Origin of the sequence: Pseudomonas jessenii (genome assembly GCF_002236115.1) — a bacterium.
GTDB classification, from domain to species: domain Bacteria; phylum Pseudomonadota; class Gammaproteobacteria; order Pseudomonadales; family Pseudomonadaceae; genus Aquipseudomonas; species Aquipseudomonas jessenii.
This window is the reverse complement of sequence record NZ_NIWT01000002.1, coordinates 440,895-459,997: the sequence shown is the minus strand read 5'-3', so window position 1 is coordinate 459,997 and position 19,103 is coordinate 440,895. Positions and strand designations below refer to the sequence as shown.

The 19,103-nt window shown below is 61.4% G+C and carries 12 protein-coding genes and 1 other RNA gene; 3 read left to right on the top strand and 10 right to left on the bottom strand.

The genetic code is table 11. The features are described 5' to 3' along the window. Positions 1-175 precede the first annotated feature (175 nt). From recR to dnaX, 4 genes are all read right to left on the bottom strand, one after another. Positions 176-778 (bottom strand): recombination mediator RecR, encoded by a 603-nt coding sequence (recR, locus tag PSJE_RS06735; RefSeq protein WP_057715679.1) that lies wholly within the window; start codon positions 776-778, stop codon positions 176-178. 79 nt (positions 779-857) lie between these two features. After that, the gene (locus PSJE_RS06730; RefSeq protein WP_090454070.1) at positions 858-1,889 is read right to left on the bottom strand and encodes an NADP-dependent oxidoreductase; all 1,032 of its coding nucleotides are present in this window, start codon (positions 1,887-1,889) and stop codon (positions 858-860) included. A gap of 276 nt (positions 1,890-2,165) precedes the next feature. Beyond that, positions 2,166-2,504 (bottom strand): YbaB/EbfC family nucleoid-associated protein, encoded by a 339-nt coding sequence (locus PSJE_RS06725; protein ID WP_007971455.1) that lies wholly within the window; start codon positions 2,502-2,504, stop codon positions 2,166-2,168. 67 nt (positions 2,505-2,571) lie between these two features. After that, entirely contained in the window at positions 2,572-4,653 is a 2,082-nt protein-coding gene (gene dnaX, locus PSJE_RS06720; protein WP_090454068.1) for a DNA polymerase III subunit gamma/tau, read from the bottom strand. A 123-nt stretch (positions 4,654-4,776) separates the two neighbouring features. Between dnaX and PSJE_RS06715 the strand changes: the two genes are divergently transcribed. After that, positions 4,777-5,574 (top strand): substrate-binding periplasmic protein, encoded by a 798-nt coding sequence (locus PSJE_RS06715; protein WP_090454066.1) that lies wholly within the window; start codon positions 4,777-4,779, stop codon positions 5,572-5,574. Positions 5,575-5,634: 60 nt separating this feature from the next. Here PSJE_RS06715 and ffs read toward each other — a convergent pair. From ffs to PSJE_RS06685, 6 genes are all read right to left on the bottom strand, one after another. Beyond that, an RNA gene (gene ffs / locus PSJE_RS06710) (signal recognition particle sRNA small type) lies at positions 5,635-5,731 on the bottom strand. A 111-nt stretch (positions 5,732-5,842) separates the two neighbouring features. Beyond that, positions 5,843-7,009, bottom strand: coding sequence for a zinc-binding metallopeptidase family protein (locus PSJE_RS06705; RefSeq protein ID WP_090454065.1), 1,167 nt, complete (start codon positions 7,007-7,009; stop codon positions 5,843-5,845). 211 nt (positions 7,010-7,220) lie between these two features. Beyond that, on the bottom strand, positions 7,221-9,578 hold the full coding sequence (gene ligA / locus PSJE_RS06700; RefSeq protein ID WP_090454063.1) for an NAD-dependent DNA ligase LigA: 2,358 nt from the start codon (positions 9,576-9,578) through the stop codon (positions 7,221-7,223). A 91-nt stretch (positions 9,579-9,669) separates the two neighbouring features. After that, the gene (gene zipA / locus PSJE_RS06695; RefSeq protein WP_008050196.1) at positions 9,670-10,524 is read right to left on the bottom strand and encodes a cell division protein ZipA; all 855 of its coding nucleotides are present in this window, start codon (positions 10,522-10,524) and stop codon (positions 9,670-9,672) included. Between the two features lie 257 nt (positions 10,525-10,781). After that, the gene (smc, locus tag PSJE_RS06690; protein ID WP_090454061.1) at positions 10,782-14,270 is read right to left on the bottom strand and encodes a chromosome segregation protein SMC; all 3,489 of its coding nucleotides are present in this window, start codon (positions 14,268-14,270) and stop codon (positions 10,782-10,784) included. A 2-nt stretch (positions 14,271-14,272) separates the two neighbouring features. Then, on the bottom strand, positions 14,273-14,932 hold the full coding sequence (locus PSJE_RS06685; RefSeq protein WP_057715686.1) for a GntR family transcriptional regulator: 660 nt from the start codon (positions 14,930-14,932) through the stop codon (positions 14,273-14,275). Between the two features lie 277 nt (positions 14,933-15,209). On the opposite strand from PSJE_RS06685, the gene xdhA reads away from it, so the two are divergent. Next, positions 15,210-16,664 (top strand): xanthine dehydrogenase small subunit, encoded by a 1,455-nt coding sequence (xdhA, locus tag PSJE_RS06680; RefSeq protein WP_090454059.1) that lies wholly within the window; start codon positions 15,210-15,212, stop codon positions 16,662-16,664. Continuing rightward, positions 16,657-19,056 (top strand): xanthine dehydrogenase molybdopterin binding subunit, encoded by a 2,400-nt coding sequence (xdhB, locus tag PSJE_RS06675; RefSeq protein WP_090454058.1) that lies wholly within the window; start codon positions 16,657-16,659, stop codon positions 19,054-19,056. The genes xdhA and xdhB overlap by 8 nt, the downstream gene beginning before the upstream one ends. Positions 19,057-19,103: the final 47 nt, after the last annotated feature.

Sequence of the window (19,103 nt, the reverse complement as noted above, 5' to 3'; positions counted from 1 at the left end):
ACCGAGCGCTTGCTTGGTTTTCAACAGGATTGTGTCATTCAGACGGACTGCGCCGCCTGCATCGCGAGCAAGCTTGCTCCCACAGGGGTTCTGCGGTGCACACAAAACCAATGTGGGAGCGAGCTTGCTCCGGGCGGCGATCCGACGATGGCGTCAGCATGGACGCCACATGAACTCAGAGCGAAATCGGCTTACGCCCGGCAAACGAATGCGCCAGCGTCCCGCCATCCACCAGCTCCAGCTCGCCACCCAGCGGTACGCCATGGGCGATGCGCGAGGCGATCAGGCCTTTGCTGCTGAGCAATTGGGCGATGTAGTGCGCCGTGGCTTCACCTTCCACGGTCGGGTTGGTGGCCAGAATGACTTCGGTGAAGGTGCCGGCCTCTTCGATCCGTGCCATCAACTGCGGAATGCCGATGGCTTCCGGCCCCAAGCCGTCGAGCGGCGACAGATGGCCCTTGAGCACGAAATAGCGCCCGCGGAAACCGGTCTGCTCCACCGCATAGACGTCCATCGGCCCTTCCACCACGCAGAGCAAGGTATCGTCGCGACGGGTATCGGCGCATTGCGGGCACAGATCATCTTCCGTCAGCGTACGGCACAAGCGGCAGTGACCGACCCCTTCCATGGCCTGGCTCAGGGCCAGCGCCAGGCGCGAGCCGCCGCTGCGGTCACGCTCGAGCAACTGCAACGCCATGCGCTGGGCGGTTTTCTGACCCACGCCTGGCAGAATTCGCAGGGCGTCGATCAGTTGGCGAATCAAAGGGCTGAAGCTCATGGTGGAAAAGTCCGACAAAACAACGAGACGCGGTTTATACCCGCGCCTCGGTTGAGCGTCAAATTGCAGCGTGAATTACTCAGTCCCGGGAAACCCGAACCACCAATTTACCGAAGTTACGCCCTTCCAGCAGGCCGATGAACGCATCGGGTGCCTGTTCCAGGCCATCGACCACGTCTTCGCGGAACTTCACCTTGCCATCGCGCACCCAGGGCGCCATGGCACTGAGGAATTCCGGCTGGCGATCACCATAGTCATCGAACACGATGAAGCCCTGGATGCGCACCCGCTTGGTCAACAGGGTGCGCTGCAACAGTGGCAGGCGATCCGGTCCGCTCGGCGCCTCATGGGCGTTATAGGACGCGATCAAGCCACACAGCGGAATCCGTGCCTTGGGATTGAGCAATGGCACCACGGCTTCGAATACCTTGCCGCCGACGTTTTCATAATAGATGTCGATGCCCTTGGGACAGGCTTGCGCCAGTTCGTCGGCAAAGTCCGGGCTCTTGTGGTCGATGCAGGCGTCGAAGCCCAACTCGTCGACCACATAACGGCACTTTTCCGCACCGCCTGCCACACCGACCACGCGCAACCCCTTGATCTTTGCCACCTGGCCGACCACCGAGCCCACCGCCCCGGACGCCGCTGCGACCACCAGGGTTTCGCCGGCTTTCGGCTGGCCGATGTCCATCAGGCCCATGTACGCGGTCATGCCGGGCATACCCAGCACCCCGAGGGCCATGGAAGGGCTTGGCAGCGCGGGAATCGGAATGATGCTGCGACCGTCATTGATGCTGTGGCTTTGCCAACCGGTGGCACCGACCACCAGGTCACCTTCCTGAAACTTCGGATTCAGCGAACGCTCGACCCGGCTGACAGCGCCCCCGGTCATGACTTCGCCGATTTCCACCGGTGCGGCGTAGGACGGTGCGTCACTCATGCGCCCGCGCATGTAGGGATCCAGCGACAGGAAAACGGTCTTGAGCAGCACCTGACCGTCGGCTAGGTCCGGCAGCGCCACCCGCTCCATACGGAAGTTTTCCGGCGTTGGCGCGCCCACCGGGCGAGAAGCCAGGACAATGCGTTGATTGAGGGTCATGGGGTCGGACATGGCAGCGTCTCCTGTGATCGATGAGGTTCAGTGATGTAGGGAGCAGACCTTTGTGGCGGTATGGCGTTCGATGTTTATTCAGCAAGACCGAGGCGACTTCTTCGCGGGCAAGTCGGATCGCCGCACCGCCGCTCCCACATTTGGAATGCCCCCCCCTGTGGGAGCGAGCTTGCTCGCGATGACGGCATTCCAGACACTACATCTCCAATGCCGAAAACAAAAATGCCAGGCGCTATGCCTGGCATTTTTGTAACTCATCTGCCGCCTGAAGGCGAATCAGAATGGCAGTTTCATGCCCGGCGGCAGTTGCATGCCGGCAGTCATGCTGCCCATTTTGTCCTGGCTGTTGGCTTCGATCTTGCGCACGGCATCGTTGACCGCGGATGCGATGACCGCTTCGAGCATTTCCTTGTCGTCTTCGCTCATGCCTTCGACCAGGCTTGGGTCAATGGTCACGCTCTTGACGTCATGACGACCGGTCATCACCACGGTGACCATATCGCCACCGGCCTTACCGGTGACTTCGGCGTTGGCCAGTTCTTCCTGCATCTTGGCCATTTTTTCCTGCATCTGCTGCGCCTGCTTCATCAGGCCGGCCATGCCACCTTTCATCATGGTAATCACCTCAAAAGTACTTGGATTAAAACAGCGCCCGGCCCATGCGGCCAGGTGCCTTCAGTTATTAGCCCTGAGTGACCAGGGCGTCGACAGGTTCAATAGTATCGTTACGGACCACCGCACCGAACTGCTGCATCATTTGCTGGATGAACGGATCACCGTGGATCGATTCCTCTGCCTCGCGCTGACGGTTGGCGCGGCGGCGCGAAGCCGCTTGTGCCGGGGTTTCCTGCTCGGGCTTGATCAGCTCGATGCTCAGGGTCAGCGTGCGCTGGTGATACTGGTTCAGCGCATCGTTGAGGCGACGCTGTTGAGTGGCGTTGAACAAGGCACTGTGGGCCGGGTCCAGGTGCATCAGCCAATTGTCGCCATCGACCGCGATCAGCGTGCAGTTGGCGGCGATACTGCCGGTCATGCCGGAGATCGGCAATTTCGGGAACAGCTCCAGCCATTGCAGGGCCAGACCGGTGGCCGGCATCGCCGCGGGCTCAGGCTCGGGCTCCGGAGCCGGGTCGGCGGCATGCTCGCTGGCCAGTTCGTCGAGGTAACTGTAGGCCGAATCCATGTCCGGCTCGATGTAATCCTCGTCCAGCGGCGGCTCGTCATCCAGGTCCATGCCCGGCGTCGCGGCATCGACGTCGGCCACCGAAGGTTCCGGGATCGGCGCGGCGGCCCACTCCGGGGCGTCCGGCACCACGCTGTCCGGCGTCGGCAACGGCATTGGCGGTAATTCGGGTTGTTCGCTGGCGGTTTCCAGCACCGGCTCTGCCGCCGGTTGCTGGACGGGCGCTGGCTCGACCGGGTCATTCCACGGCAGGTCGACAACCTCTTCGACCACGACCGCTTCAACCACAGGCACAGGCGCAGGTTCTGGCACAACGACCGGCGCAACCGGTTCCGGTGCAGGTGCTGGAGCTGCCACTGGCGCAGCCGCTATCGGCGCAACGGCCGCAGCGACTACCGGCGCAACAACCGGCGCGGCAGCCACTGAGTTTGCGGAATCAACTGTGGCCTGGCTGATCCCCACTGGCTTTAGCGGTTGCCTCGGGGCATCCGCGGTGTCTGCGGGCCGGAACGCCAGCATCCGCAGCAACACCATTTCAAAACCGCCCCGGGGATCCGGCGCCAGCGGCAGGTCGCGGCGCCCGATCAGGCCCATCTGGTAGTAGAACTGCACGTCTTCGGCCGGCAACGCCTGGGCCAGTGCCAGCACGCGATCACGGTCGCCGTGACCGTTGTCGACACCTTCCGGCAAGGCCTGGGCGATGGCAACGCGGTGCAGCACATTGAGAATTTCCGAAAGCACGCCGTTCCAGTCCGGGCCTTGTTCGGCCAGGTGGCGGACGGCTTCGAGCAACGCCTTGGCATCGCCTTCGATCAGGGCATGCAGGACGTCGTAGACCTGCCCGTGATCGAGGGTCCCGAGCATCGCCCGCACGTCGGCGGCCATGACCTTGCCTTCACCGAAGGCAATCGCCTGGTCGGTCAGGCTCATGGCATCACGCATCGACCCGTCGGCGGCACGGCCCAGCAGCCACAGCGCATCGTCTTCGAACGGCACGTTCTCGACACCCAGTACATGGGTCAGGTGCTCGACAACGCGTTCCGGCGTCATGTTCTTCAAGGAGAACTGCAGGCACCGCGACAGAATCGTTGCTGGAAGTTTCTGCGGGTCAGTGGTCGCCAGGATGAACTTGACGTAGGGTGGCGGCTCTTCGAGGGTTTTGAGCAGTGCGTTGAAGGAATGGCTGGAGAGCATGTGCACTTCGTCGATCAGGTAGACCTTGAAGCGCCCGCGGCTCGGGGCGTACTGCACGTTGTCGAGCAATTCGCGGGTATCTTCGACCTTGGTGCGGCTCGCGGCGTCGATCTCGATCAGGTCGACAAAGCGGCCTTCGTCGATTTCGCGACACACCGAGCATTCGCCACAGGGGGTCGAAGTGATACCTGTCTCGCAGTTAAGGCATTTGGCAATGATCCGCGCGATGGTGGTCTTGCCGACCCCACGGGTACCGGTAAAGAGGTAGGCGTGGTGCAGCCGCTGGCTGTCCAAGGCATTGATCAGAGCCTTGAGCACATGGGTCTGGCCGACCATTTCGCGGAACGAGCGCGGACGCCATTTACGTGCAAGAACCTGATAACTCATCGAAAACCGTCGCAGCGAAGGAAGCAGAAGCGGCTAATGCTAGCGGAGCAAGGGACAAATTGCATCCGGTGCGCTCGTGTATTGTGGCTAAGCTGCACATCGGGGGCTTTTAACGGAGTGTTTATGCGGCTGGCCTTGGGGGCATTGCTGTTGATCAGCCTGGACGGCGTGGCTGCGCAAGCACCGCTGCGCTTCGTGATATCCGACAGCTGGACCATGCCCATGGTGCAGCTTGAACGGGGCAAGCCGACCCAGGGCATCCTGTATGACGTGATGCTCAGCCTCGCGACTCAGGTCGGCGTGCCGGCCGAATTCCATGTATTGCCTCGCGGGCGGGTGGAAAACGCCATGGCGCAAGGCGAGGTCGATGTCCGCTGTTATGCCGCGCAATCGTGGCTGCCCGATCAGCCTGACGATTATCTCTGGAGCATCCCGCTCTTCATTCAACCTGACTTGTTGATCACCCGGCATGCGCCGCCCGGCGCAGTCAACCCCGCCGACTTGCCGGAACAGCCCATTGGCACCGTGCTCGGTTACAGCTACCCGACCCTGCAGCCGCTGTTCGACACCGGCCAACTGCAGCGCGACGACGCACGCAATCAGGAACAAGTGCTGGAAAAGCTCCTGGCCGGCCGCAATCGCTATGCCGTCAGCAATCAATGGAGCCTGGACTGGTTCAATCACCGCCTGCTGCCGGAGCAGCAACTGCAAGGCGTGGCAGTGCTGCAGGAAAACCAAATCGGTTGCTACGTTCGCAACGACCCGAAGATCCCGGTGCAGAGCATCCTGCGCACCCTGGCGCGGATGAAGATGTCCGGGGAGATCGATGAGGTTGTTCGGCTGTATATCGGTGGCGAGCCTGCGGCTGTGGATAAACCGCAAACGGCAAAAAACCGCCCCGGACAAGATCCTGGCAGCTAGCGAAAGTCTGATTTCAGAAGGATAACGCGAGAGAACACTCGCGTGGCGTTAAGGTGGTAACCCTACCAGCCACACCCCGGCACACAATGTCACCGCTGCGGCTGCTCCCTTCCAGGCCTGACCGGGTTCACGGCTGATCGTTGCGGGGGGACCGATAGGGTCACCATAACGACGCTCACCTGTCGGCGAGCCGCGCCATTGTACCTATCTGAGGCGAAGTTACAACCGTTGGTTTCGGATTAAAAACATGAGGGGCTTCAAGCACTTGCTATTGCGCCTCAAGCACCTCGTCCGCCCTGCCGCCCTCCTGCTGAATCACCAGGTGAATAAAGTGCAGCTTGGCAATGACCGCTGGCGGCAGGACGAACGGATAGAAATCCGGCTGCCCCATGCTGCGTGACAATTCGTTGAGCATTCCGGCCAGTTCGATCCAGGCATTGACGAACGACAGGAACGCCGCGCCGCCAGGATGCTGCGGATCGTAAAGGGTTTGAGGTGGAAACGGCTGATAGTCGAAGTCCATTTCCCGGGCACTCATGCCAAACCCCAGCGCGGTGTCCACCGCATCCATCATGTGCAGGTAATGCGCCCACGTTTCCGCCCAGTCTTCCCACGGGTGCATGGTGGCGTAGGCGCTGACGTAGTGCTGCTGCCAGTCGAGCGGTGCGCCCTGCTGATAATGCCGTTCGAGGGCTTCGGCATAGCTGGCGCGCTCATCGCCGAACAACCCGCGAAAAGGCTCAAGCCACTGGCCATGGGCAATCAATCGATCCCAGTAGTAGTGCCCGACTTCGTGACGAAAATGCCCGAGCAGCGTGCGATAGGGTTCGTGCATTTGCACTCGCACCTGCTCGCGGTGCGCATCGTCGGCTTCCTTGATGTCGAGGGTGACCAGGCCATTGGCGTGCCCGGTAGTGGGTGGTTTGCCTTCGAGGTCCACGCCGATGAAATCGAAGGCAAGGCCCGTGTCTTCATCGACGGCTTTGGGAATCACCTGTAACCCCAGGCTGAGCAGTTGCGCCACCAGACGCCGCTTGGCGGTTTCCACCTTGCGCCAGCGCTCGTGGTTGTCGGCTATCGATAGGTCAGGAATGGTGCGATTGAGGCTGCAGGCAATGCACAAGACGTCACGGTCATTGGCAGGCAGCAACCAATTACAGGCCGCCGGGGAGTCGAGATTGGCGCAGCGTCGAAACAGGCCCGCCCCGGGATCGGCATCCAGCCACCATGTGCCTGCCTGCACACCCGGTTGCAGCGCAGACAAGCGACTCTGCTCCGGCTGATAACCCAACGCCGCTGAACAGGCCAGGCACTGGCTGTTGCGAAAGAACAGCGACTGCCCGCAACGACAGGACCAGACCTTGCTGTTGCGCGAGCTTTCGCCCATGAACGGCGCGGCGATGCGCGAGCTGAGTTGCTCGAAGAAAGGGTACATGGCGATCTCTCCCTGGGGCTTGCCAAGACTAGATCATTTCCAAGAAATGATTGCTCCCATGGTGCGAATGGAATGCTTGCACCTGATAGCAAGTCGAGCGCAACACCTGTGGGAGCGAGCTTGCTCGCGATGGCGGCAGATCAGCCAATATTAATGTCGGCAGTAACGCCCTCATCGCGAGCAAGCTCGCTCCCACATTTAAATCGCGCCTTTAATCGGTCTTGCCATACTCGCGCAACGTTTTGATAAGTGCCTCTTCATCCAGCACTTTCAAGCCCAGCTCATTGGCCTTGGTCAACTTCGAACCGGCACCCGGCCCTGCCACTACGCAATGGGTCTTGGCAGACACCGAGCCGGCGACCTTGGCACCGAGGCTTTCGAGTTTGTCCTTGGCGATATCGCGGCTCATCAGCTCCAGGGAGCCGGTCAGCACCCAGGTCTGCCCGGCCAGCGGCAAGCCTTCGACGACCTTCTTCTCGCTCTGCCAGTGCATGCCGAAATCGGCCAGTTGCTTCTCCGCCGCTTCGGCCAATTGGCGATTGGCCTCGACCGCGAAGAACTCGCGCACCGAATTGGCCTGTTTTTCCGGCAGCGCCTGGCGCATATCCAGCCAGTCAGCATCGATCACCGCCTGCAGCGAGCCGAATTTGTCCGCCAGTTTCTGCGCCCCGCCCGGCCCTACCAAGGGGATATGCAGCTTGTCGAGGAAACCGCCCAGCGTGGTGCTCGCCGAAAACTCGGCACCCAACTCGCCCTGATCCTGAATCTGCAGGCCATGCCTGAGCAAATCAGCGATCACCTGCTGGTTATGCTCATCCTCGAAGAAACTGTGGATCTCGTGCGCGACTTCCAGGCCAACATCCGGCAAGTACGTCAGCACCTGCGGCAAGGCCTGTTGCACCCGCTCCAGCGAACCCAGGGAGCGGGCCAGGACCTTGGCTGTCTCCTCGCCGACATCAGGAATCCCCAGGGCGTAGATGAACCGCGCCAGCCCCGGCCTCTTGCTGTCTTCGATGGCGCCGAGCAGGTTCTTGCTCGACAGTTCGGCAAAACCTTCCAGATCGACGATCTGCTCGAAGGTCAAGGCGTACAGATCCGCAGGCGAGCTCACCAGGCCTTCGTCGACCAGTTGCTCAACACTCTTCTCACCCAGGCCTTCGATGTCCATGGCGCGCCGGGACACGAAGTGAATGATTGCCTGCTTGAGTTGCGCGCCACAGGCCAGGCGGCCGACGCAGCGGTACACCGCGCCTTCGCTGACCGTCTCGCGGCCCTTGCTGCGCTTGATCAGTTGCGTGCGCTCGACATGGGAACCGCACACTGGGCACTGCTCGGGAATCTGCACCGGCCGGGCGTTTTCCGGACGACGCTCGATGACTACCTGCACCACTTGCGGAATCACGTCACCGGCACGGCGGATGATCACCGTGTCGCCGATCATCAGGCCCAGGCGCGCGACTTCGTCCATGTTGTGCAACGTGGCGTTGGCCACCGTGACGCCCGCGACCTTGACCGGTTTCAGACGCGCCACCGGCGTCACCGCCCCGGTGCGGCCGACCTGGAATTCCACATCGAGCAGCTCGGTGAGCTCTTCCATCGCCGGGAATTTGTGGGCGATGGCCCAGCGCGGTTCGCGGGCGCGGAAACCCAGTTCGCGCTGGGAGGCAATGCTGTTGACCTTGAACACCACGCCATCGATTTCATACGGCAGCGCGCTGCGACGCTCACCGATGTCGCGGTAGTAATCCAGGCACTCGGCGATGCCGTGCGCCAGTTTCAACTCATGACTGATCGGCATGCCCCAGGCCTGGAGTTGCTGCAAATTGCCGACGTGCGTATCGGCGATGTCCGCCGACACCTGGCCGATGCCGTAGCAGCAGAACTCCAGCGGGCGATTGGCGGTGATCTTCGAGTCCAGCTGGCGCAAACTGCCCGCCGCCGCGTTGCGCGGGTTGGCGAAGGTCTTGCCGCCGACTTCCAGTTGCGTGGCGTTGAGACGCTCGAAACCGGCCTTGGACATGAACACTTCGCCGCGCACCTCCAAGGTCGCCGGCCAGCCGGTGCCGTGCAGCTTGAGCGGAATGTTGCGTACGGTGCGCACGTTGACGCTGATGTCTTCGCCGGTGGTGCCATCGCCGCGGGTCGCGCCGCGCACCAGCACACCATCCTGATACAGCAGGCTGACGGCCAGCCCATCAAGCTTCGGCTCACAGCTATATTCAACGGTTGCGCCGCCACCGAACAGGTCGCCCGCCGGCAGGTCCAGGCCTTCGGTCACCCGGCGGTCGAACTCACGCATGTCGGTTTCTTCGAAGGCGTTACCGAGACTGAGCATCGGCACTTCGTGACGCACCTGGGTAAACGCCGACAGCGCCGCGCTGCCCACTCGCTGGGTTGGCGAGTCACTGGTGATCAGTTCGGGATTGGCCGCTTCCAGAGCCTTGAGCTCGCTGAACAAGCGGTCGTATTCGGCGTCCGGAATGCTCGGTTCGTCGAGCACGTGGTAACGATAGTTGTGCTGATCCAGCTCAGCGCGCAGCTCTAAAATACGGTTCTTGGCGGCGGTCATGGGTGTTCTCTCATAAAGCAAAAGAGCAGCCGAGGCTGCTCAATCTGTTTTGCCGATCATCCCGCGCACCGCGCGGGAATAACCATTTCAATCAACGTTTCTGGGTCAGGGCGCGGCGTTCGAACTCGACAATGCGCTGACGGTAGTGCTCGATCGTCTGGGCGGTCAGCACGCTGCGCTGGTCGTCCTTGAGCTCACCGTTGAGCTCCTGGGACAGTTTACGCGCCGCTGCCACCATCACGTCGAAGGCTTGCTTCGGATGGCGAGGACCCGGCAGACCCAGGAAGAAACTCACCGCCGGGGTGCTGAAGTGGTCGATGTCGTCCAGGTCGAATACGCCAGGCTTGACGGCGTTGGCCATGGAGAACAGCACTTCACCGTTGCCGGCCATGCTTTCGTGGCGATGGAAAATATCCATCTCGCCGAAACGCAAACCGCTCTCCAGAATGTTCTGCAACAGCGCCGGGCCCTTGAAGCCGGCAGCGTCGCGGCAGATCACGCTGATCACCAGCACTTCTTCAGCTTGCGGCTGATCCTTGTCGTTGACCGCTGGCGCGGACTTGGTGTCGTCCGGGAAATCGTCGTCGCGGCTGCTGAAGCTCGGGCCGCCGTCCAGATCCAGGCTGAGGTTCATGTCGCCCTGGGAAGGCTCGCTGTGGCCACGCTTGCCACGTTTGGAGCCCGACTCGCGAGGCTCCCGGGCCGGCATGCTCACCGACGGCAGATCCTGCTCGTCCAGTTGCGGCTCTTTATGTGCGTCCAGCACGCGCGGCGGGCCCAGCAGCTCGGCGCTGCTGTCCTCGTCCGGCAGGTTGGACAGACTTCGATCAAGACGGAACTTCAGTTTTCCCTTGCCGCCGCGCATACGGCGCCAGCCATCGAAAAGAATACCGGCAATGACAATAATGCCGATGACGATCAGCCACTCGCGCAGACCGATTTCCATGTAATCCCGTGCCTCTATAAAAAATGCTGAAAAATAAGGGGTTTACAACCTGCAAACCGCTTTAAAACGTGGCGCCAACTCTATGTTCTGACAGGCGTTTTGCCCACGTATACGAAAAATTGACATTAAACTAGCACGACCAAAGGCAACTTTACACCGTCTACCACGTTGGCTAGCGCGAATATGTCGATTGGCCAGCAAGTCGAAGCCAGGAAAAGAGTCCTACAAACCGCAAACACTCTTCCTACAACCACGACTCAGGCATCCACCATCGCCATCGCCTCCTCGACATCCACCGCCACCAGACGTGAACAACCGGGTTCGTGCATCGTCACACCCATCAGTTGTTCGGCCATTTCCATGGCGATCTTGTTGTGGGTGATATAGATGAACTGCACTGTCTGTGACATCTCTTTTACCAATCGCGCGTAGCGTCCAACGTTAGCGTCATCCAGTGGCGCGTCAACCTCATCGAGCATGCAGAACGGCGCCGGGTTCAACTTGAAGATCGCAAAAACCAGAGCCAATGCGGTCAGGGCCTTTTCGCCGCCGGAGAGCAAATGGATGGTGCTGTTCTTCTTTCCTGGCGGCTGCGCCATGATTGTTACCCCTGTATCGAGTAGATCTTCGCCCGTCAGTTCCAAATACGCGCGGCCTCCACCGAAAACTTTTGGGAAAAGCGCCTGTAAACCGCCATTGATCTGATCAAAGGTATCCTTGAAACGGTTGCGGGTTTCCTTGTCGATCTTGCGAATCACGTTCTCAAGGGTTTCAAGGGCTTCCACCAGATCGTCGTTCTGCGCATCCAGATAACGCTTACGCTCCGATTGTTGCTGGTACTCATCGATGGCCGCCAGGTTGATCGCGCCCAGACGCTGGATCCTGGCGGCGATGCGCTCGAGCTCTTCCTCGGCTTCCTTCTCGCTGGCCTCGGCAGTCAGTGTCGCGAGTACGCCGTGGAGATCGTAGCCGTCTTCCAGCAATTGGTCCTGCAAAGTCTTGCGGCGTACGGTCAGGGCTTGCCATTCCATGCGCTGGGTTTCGAGCTGGCTGCGAATCAACTGGGATTGCTGTTCGGCCTGGCTGCGGCGCTTCTCGGCGTCACGCAGTTCGCGGTCGGCATCTTCGAGGGCGATCTGCGCGGTCTTGAGTTCTTCGTCGACGGTCATGCGCTTGTCGAGCAATTCCTCGAGTTTCAGGCGCAGCTCTTCCAGCGGCGCTTCGCCCTCCTCCAGATTGAGGCTCAGTTGCTCGCGTTTTTCGGTCAGGCGCTCGGACTGCATCTCCAGACGCTCCAGCGCCTGGCGCGTCGAATCATGCTGCGCCTTGAGCGAGCCCAGACGCACCGCCAGCTGATGGGCGTGATCCTTGTGCTGCCGCGCTTCCTGACGCACCCGGTCCAGACGCTCACGCAGGCTGTCGCGCTGGGCCAGCAGCAACTCACGCTGCTCGGTGTCCTGCGCCATGCTGTCGAGGGCTTCCTGCAATTGCAGGCGCGCTTCGCCGATGTTTTCGTGTTCCAGCGCTCGCTGCTCATCGAGTTCGATGAGCTCTTCGTCGAGGCGGGTACGGCGCAGGGTCAATTGTTCGGCCTTGGCCTTGCCGGCAGACAATTGAGCCTTCAACTCACCTTGCTGACGTGCTTCGTCCTGCAGCAAACGGCGCAGATGTTCGCGACCGTTCTCCTGCTGACGCTGCTGCGCCCTGAGATTCTGCAGTCGGGTTTCCAGGGTTTCGACAGCGGCTTCAAGCGCTTCGCGCTCCAGGCCCAGTTGCTGGATTTCCTGACCCCGGGCGAGCACGCCGCTTTCCGCTTCACTGGCCCGACGCACCCGCAGAAAATGCCGACCGACCCAGTAACCGTCGCGGCTGATCAGGCTCTGCCCGGCAGCCAATTGACTGCGCAAGGCCAAGGCCTGTTCGAGGCTGTCCACCGGCTTGACCTGCCCCAGCCATGGCGACAGATCGAGCTGCGCCTCGACCTTGTCCAGCAGGCTGCCCGGCACCCGTACGCCATCGCTGGACGGGCTGAGCAAGCGCAAGTCGCCCTGGGCAAACCCGGACAGATCGAAATCGTTGAAATCGTCCACCAGCACCGCTTGGAGGTCGGCACCCAGCACGGTTTCCACCGCCAGCTCCCAACCGGCCTCAACCTTCAGGCCTTCGGCCAGGCGCGGGCGATTCGCAAGATTCTGTTCACGCAGCCATTCGGCGGTACCGGTGCCCGGGTCAAGCGCGGCTTGCTGCAAAGCTTCGAGTGAAGCCAGTCGACCGTTGAGGCGCTGCAAATCGCCTTGCGCCTGCTGCTGCGCGGTCAGCGCTTGCTGCAATTCCTGACGCAACTGCTCAAGCTTTTCGACCTGGGCTTCTTCGCTGGTCTGCAAATCCTCGAGTGTTGCTTCGGATTCCGCGAGTTGCTCGCTGAGCGCCATGATCGCCGCGTCTTCCGGGTCCGCCGAGAGCAAGGCGCGTTCTTCGCCAAGACGCTTCTGGCGATCGGCCAGGCGCTCCAGGCTGGTTTCCAGTTGCTGGATCCGCGATTGCTGCACTTCGGCCTGACGGCGCGGCTCGGCGGCGGTGAGGTTGAACGTATCCCACTGCTCTTGCCAGCCGTGCATGGTGGTTTCGGATTCTTCCAGCGCGGCAGCGGCCTCTTCGGCGGCGGCGCTGGTGACTTCCTGCTCCGGGGTGAGCATGTCCAGCTCTTCGCCGAGGGTCAGTAGCAGCGTGCGGTCGTGACCCAGGTGCGATTCGGTTTCCAGGCGCGCGCGCTCGGCCTCTTTCAGGTCATCCTGCAACTGGCGCAAACGCTGCTGACCGTGCTGGATGCTCTGCTCGACCCGGGCAATGTCGCCGCCGACCGAGTAGAAGCGCCCCTGCACCAGGTTGAAGCGTTCCGACAGGTCGTGGTGCCCGTCACGCAGGCGCTCGATGCTTGCGTCGGCATTGCGCTGTTCGGCCACCAAGGCTTCGAAAGAAACTTCCTGGTTGCCGATGATCGCTTCACGCTGGCCGACCTGATCGTTCAGCGCCTGCCAGCGCAGGGCCGACAGCTGGGCCTTGAGCTGACGCTCCTCGCCCTTGAATTCCTGATACTTCTTGGCGGCCTCGGCCTGGCGGTGCAAGCGTTCGAGCTGACGCTCAAGCTCTTCGCGCAGGTCGGTCAGGCGCTCAAGGTTCTCGTGGGTGCGGCGGATGCGGTTTTCCGTCTCGCGCCGGCGCTCCTTGTACTTGGAGATACCCGCGGCTTCTTCGATGAAGTTGCGCAGGTCTTCGGGCTTGGACTCGATCAGCTTGGAGATCATCCCCTGCTCGATGATCGAGTAGCTGCGCGGGCCAAGGCCGGTGCCGAGGAAGATGTCGGTGATGTCACGGCGCCGGCATTTGGTGCCGTTGAGGTAATAGGTTGTCTGGCTGTCGCGGGTCACTTTGCGGCGAATGGAGATTTCCGCATAAGCGGCGTACTCCCCGAGCAAGGTGCCGTCGGAGTTGTCGAACACCAGTTCGATGCTCGCCTGGCTTACCGGCTTGCGGCTGGTGGAGCCGTTGAAGATGACGTCGGTCATCGATTCGCCGCGCAGGTTCTTCGCCGAACTCTCGCCCATCACCCAACGCACGGCGTCGATGATGTTCGATTTGCCGCAGCCATTGGGCCCGACCACCGCCGCCATGTTACTGGGGAAGTTCACCGTGGTCGGGTCGACGAAGGATTTGAACCCCGCCAGCTTGATGCACTTGAGCCGCAAGATCAGGCGTCCGTCAAGGCGGATATCACCAGATCGCAACTGCGCTGGGCGTAAGCCGTCAGCACTTCGCGAATCTGCACAAAGTCACGGGCCAGCACCGCAGCGAGCAAGCGTTCGAACAGTTCGAGGAATTCGCTCATCGACGCTTTGCGCTGCTCCAGCGCGAGAAAATACGCACGGCTCATGGCCGGCTGCAGATTCTCGACTGTCTCCTGCAAGTACGGGTTGTTGGCGAACGGGTACGCGGCGCGCATCACATTGAAGCTGTCGTCGACGAAAGTGCGGATGTCCTGACGCTCGTAGCTGGCAGTCAGGCGTTGCTGGATCTGCACGAACGGCGCCATGTCGGCCTGGGTTTTCCAGCCGCTGGCCACGGAGTTACCGAGCAGGATATAGAGTTCGCTCATCAGCGTGCACAGGCTCTGCACCTTGTGCGGCGTGAGCTCGGTGACGTGGGCGCCACGTCGCGGCAGGATCGCGATCAGGTGCCGACGCTCGAGGATCAGCAAGGCCTCGCGGACCGAACCGCGGCTGACGTTGAGGGCCAGCGTGACCTTCTGTTCCTGGATGCGCTCTCCGGGCTTCATTTCGCCGCGAATGATGCGTTCGGCGAGGTGGTGAGCGATTTGCTCGGCGAGGCTGTCCGGCGCCTTGAACGTCATGGTTGTCCTTCAAACTCTTTGATCTGTACAAGCGGCGCAGTGTAGCGCAATTGCTGCGTCAGGGCGGAGTGCCCGCCCGGAGGTTTTTGGCACGATTCAAGCAAATTCAAGCAAAAAAGCAGGCTATCGAACCAGCGACAATAATTAAGGAACAGGTGGTTAATCGACAAATTGCAATTTCCTGACCTTTAAGTCAGAAAATCATTGACCGAAAAGTCAGACCTGCTAAATTCAGTTCCTATCGGTTAACAACAATAATGAGTCTGTGAGGCCTTCCGTGATCCAGTTTTTACTAAACCAGGAACTCCGTAGCGAGCACGCCCTGGACCCGAACCTGACCGTGCTCAATTATCTGCGCGACCATGTGGGCAAACCCGGCACCAAAGAAGGCTGCGCCAGCGGTGACTGCGGCGCCTGCACCGTGGTGGTCGGCGAATTGCAGACCGATGATGACGGCCGCGAACACATTCGCTATCGCAGCCTCAACTCGTGCCTGACCTTCGTGTCGTCCCTGCACGGCAAACAACTGATCAGCGTCGAAGACCTCAAGCACAAAGGTGAACTGCACAGCGTGCAGAAAGCCATGGTCGAGTGCCACGGCTCGCAATGCGGCTTCTGCACCCCCGGTTTCGTGATGTCGCTGTTTGCCCTGCAAAAGAACAGCGATGCACCGGATCATGCCAAGGCCCACGAAGCACTGGCCGGCAACCTCTGCCGTTGCACCGGCTACCGGCCGATCCTGGAAGCAGCCGAGCAGTCCTGCTGCGCCAAGCAACCGGACCAGTTCGACGCCCGCGAGGCCGACACCATCGCACGCCTGAAAGCCATTGCCCCGACCGATATCGGCGAACTCAATAGCGGCGACAAGCGCTGCCTGGTGCCCCTGACCGTGGCCGACCTGGCCGACCTCTACGACGCTTATCCACAGGCCCGCCTGCTGGCCGGCGGTACTGACCTTGCGCTGGAAGTCACGCAGTTCCACCGCACCCTGCCGGTGATGATCTACGTCGGCAACGTCGCCGAGATGAAGCGCATCGACCGCTTTGACGATCGCCTGGAAATCGGCGCCGCCACGTCCCTGTCCGATTGCTACGAGGCCTTGAACGCCGAGTACCCGGACTTCGGTGAATTGCTGCACCGCTTCGCGTCCTTGCAGATCCGCAACCAGGGCACCCTGGGCGGCAACATCGGCAACGCCTCGCCGATTGGTGACTCGCCGCCCCTGCTGATCGCCCTCGGTGCGCAAATCGTGCTGTGCAAAGGCGAAACCCGCCGTACCCTGGCGCTGGAAGATTACTTCATCGATTACCGTGTCACTGCGCGCCAGGAAAGCGAGTTCATCGAGAAGATCATCGTGCCCCGCGCCAGCGTCGAAAAACTGTTCCGTGCCTATAAGGTTTCCAAGCGCCTGGACGATGACATCTCGGCAGTCTGCGCCGCCTTCAACATTCGCCTGGAAAACGGCGTCGTCGCTGAAGCCCGCGTCGCCTTCGGCGGCATGGCCGCCATCCCGAAACGCGCCGCAGCCTGCGAAGCCGCGTTGCTCGGTTCGCCATTCAACAACGCCACTATCGAACGCGCCTGCGCTGCCCTGGGCGAAGACTTCACACCGCTCTCAGACTTCCGCGCCAGCAAGGAATATCGCCTGCTCAGCGCACAGAACCTGCTGCGCAAATACTTCATCGAACTGCAAACACCGCACATCGAGACTCGGGTGACCGCTTATGTCTAATCATCACGCCGTAGAGAAGACCCAAGCCGAATTGGCTGAACTGTTCGCCAAGGACCTGACCACCGGTGTCGGCCGCAGCGTCAAGCACGACAGCGCCGCCAAGCATGTGGCCGGTGAAGCGCAGTACATCGACGACCGCCTGGAGTTTCCGAACCAGTTGCACGTTTATGCACGCATGTCGGACCGTGCCCACGCCCGGATCATCAGCATCGACACTTCGCCCTGCTACGCCTTTGAAGGCGTGCGCATCGCCATCACCCACGAAGACGTGCCGGGCCTGAAGGACATCGGTCCGTTGCTGCCGGGCGATCCGCTGCTGGCGATCGATACCGTGCAATTCGTCGGTCAACCGGTGATCGCCGTGGCGGCGAAAGACCTGGAAACCGCGCGCAAGGCGGCGATGGCCGCAATCATCGAATACGAAGACCTGGAGCCTGTGCTGGACGTGGTCGAAGCCCTGCGCAAGCGCCACTTCGTACTCGACAGCCACACCCACAAACGCGGCGATTCGGCCACTGCGCTGGCCACTGCCGAACATCGCATCCAGGGCACGCTGCACATTGGTGGCCAGGAACACTTCTACCTGGAAACCCAGATCTCTTCGGTGATGCCGACCGAAGACGGCGGCATGATCGTCTACTGCTCCACGCAAAACCCCACCGAAGTGCAGAAGCTGGTGGCCGAAGTGCTGGACGTGTCGATGAACAAGATCGTCGTCGACATGCGTCGCATGGGCGGTGGTTTCGGCGGCAAGGAAACCCAGGCGGCCAGCCCTGCATGCCTGTGCGCGGTGATCGCGCATCTCACCGGCCAGCCGACCAAAATGCGTCTGCCACGGGTCGAAGACATGCTGATGACCGGCAAGCGTCACCCGTTCTATGTCGAGTACGACGTGGGCTTCGACAGCACCGGGCGCCTGCACGGCATCAACCTGGAACTGGCCGGCAACTGCGGTTGTTCCCCTGACCTGTCGGCGTCGATCGTCGACCGCGCGATGTTCCACTCGGACAACTCGTACTACCTGGGCGATGCGACCATCAACGGTCACCGCTGCAAGACCAACACCGCGTCGAACACTGCCTACCGTGGTTTCGGCGGCCCGCAAGGCATGGTCGCCATCGAAGAAGTGATGGATGCCATCGCCCGTCACTTGGCCCTTGATCCGTTGGCGGTGCGCAAGGCCAACTACTACGGCAAGACCGAGCGCAACGTCACCCACTACTACCAGACCGTCGAGCACAACATGCTCGAGGAAATGACCGCGGAACTGGAAGAAAGCAGCCAATACGCCGAGCGCCGCGAAGCGATCCGTCGCTACAACGCCAACAGCCCGATCCTGAAAAAAGGCCTGGCACTGACCCCGGTGAAATTCGGTATTTCCTTCACCGCCAGCTTCCTCAACCAGGCCGGTGCCCTGGTGCACGTCTACACCGACGGCAGCATCCACCTGAACCACGGTGGCACCGAAATGGGCCAGGGCCTGAACACCAAGGTCGCGCAAGTCGTGGCCGAAGTGTTCCAGGTGGAAATGGACCGCGTGCAGATCACCGCGACCAACACCGACAAAGTACCGAACACCTCGCCGACCGCCGCTTCCAGTGGCGCCGACCTGAACGGCAAGGCCGCGCAGAACGCCGCCGAAACCATCAAGCAACGCCTGGTGGAATTTGCGGCGCGCCAGTACAAGGTCAGCGAAGAAGACGTGGAATTCCACAACGGCCACGTGCGGGTTCGCGATCACATCCTGACCTTCGAAGCGCTGATCCAGCAGGCGTATTTCGCCCAGGTGTCGCTGTCGAGCACCGGCTTCTACAAGACCCCGAAAATCTACTACGACCGCAGCCAGGCTCGCGGCCGTCCGTTCTACTACTTCGCCTTTGGCGCAGCGTGCTGCGAAGTGCTGGTCGACACCCTGACCGGCGAATACAAGATGCTGCGCACCGACATCCTCCACGACGTCGGCGCCTCGCTGAACCCGGCCATCGACATCGGTCAGGTCGAGGGCGGTTTCATCCAGGGCATGGGCTGGCTGACCATGGAAGAGCTGGTGTGGAACAACAAGGGCAAGCTGATGACCAACGGCCCGGCCAGCTACAAGATCCCGGCCGTGGCGGACATGCCGCTGGACCTGCGGGTGAAGCTGGTGGAAAACCGCAAGAACCCCGAAGACACGGTGTTCCATTCCAAGGCCGTGGGCGAGCCGCCGTTCATGCTCGGCATCGCCTCGTGGTGTGCGATCAAGGACGCCGTGGCGAGCCTGGGCGATTACCGGCATCAACCGAAAATCGACGCCCCGGCGACGCCGGAGCGAGTGTTGTGGGGCTGTGAGCAGATGCGCCAGTTGAAGATGGCGAAGGCTGTCGAGACTGAGACCGAGTTGGCTTCGCTCTAGGACCGAGGTGCGGCTATCGCGAGCAAGCTCGCTCCCACAGGGTTATG

Coding starts and splice junctions, on each gene's coding strand:
- PSJE_RS06685 (WP_057715686.1), bottom strand. CDS start 14,932: ATGACGTTCAAGGCGCCGGACAGCCTCGCCGAGCAAATCGCTCACCAC.
- PSJE_RS06730 (WP_090454070.1), bottom strand. CDS start 1,889: ATGTCCGACCCCATGACCCTCAATCAACGCATTGTCCTGGCTTCTCGC.
- zipA (WP_008050196.1), bottom strand. CDS start 10,524: ATGGAAATCGGTCTGCGCGAGTGGCTGATCGTCATCGGCATTATTGTC.
- recR (WP_057715679.1), bottom strand. CDS start 778: ATGAGCTTCAGCCCTTTGATTCGCCAACTGATCGACGCCCTGCGAATT.
- dnaX (WP_090454068.1), bottom strand. CDS start 4,653: ATGAGTTATCAGGTTCTTGCACGTAAATGGCGTCCGCGCTCGTTCCGC.
- xdhB (WP_090454058.1), top strand. CDS start 16,657: ATGTCTAATCATCACGCCGTAGAGAAGACCCAAGCCGAATTGGCTGAA.
- PSJE_RS06705 (WP_090454065.1), bottom strand. CDS start 7,009: ATGTACCCTTTCTTCGAGCAACTCAGCTCGCGCATCGCCGCGCCGTTC.
- PSJE_RS06715 (WP_090454066.1), top strand. CDS start 4,777: ATGCGGCTGGCCTTGGGGGCATTGCTGTTGATCAGCCTGGACGGCGTG.
- ligA (WP_090454063.1), bottom strand. CDS start 9,578: ATGACCGCCGCCAAGAACCGTATTTTAGAGCTGCGCGCTGAGCTGGAT.
- PSJE_RS06725 (WP_007971455.1), bottom strand. CDS start 2,504: ATGATGAAAGGTGGCATGGCCGGCCTGATGAAGCAGGCGCAGCAGATG.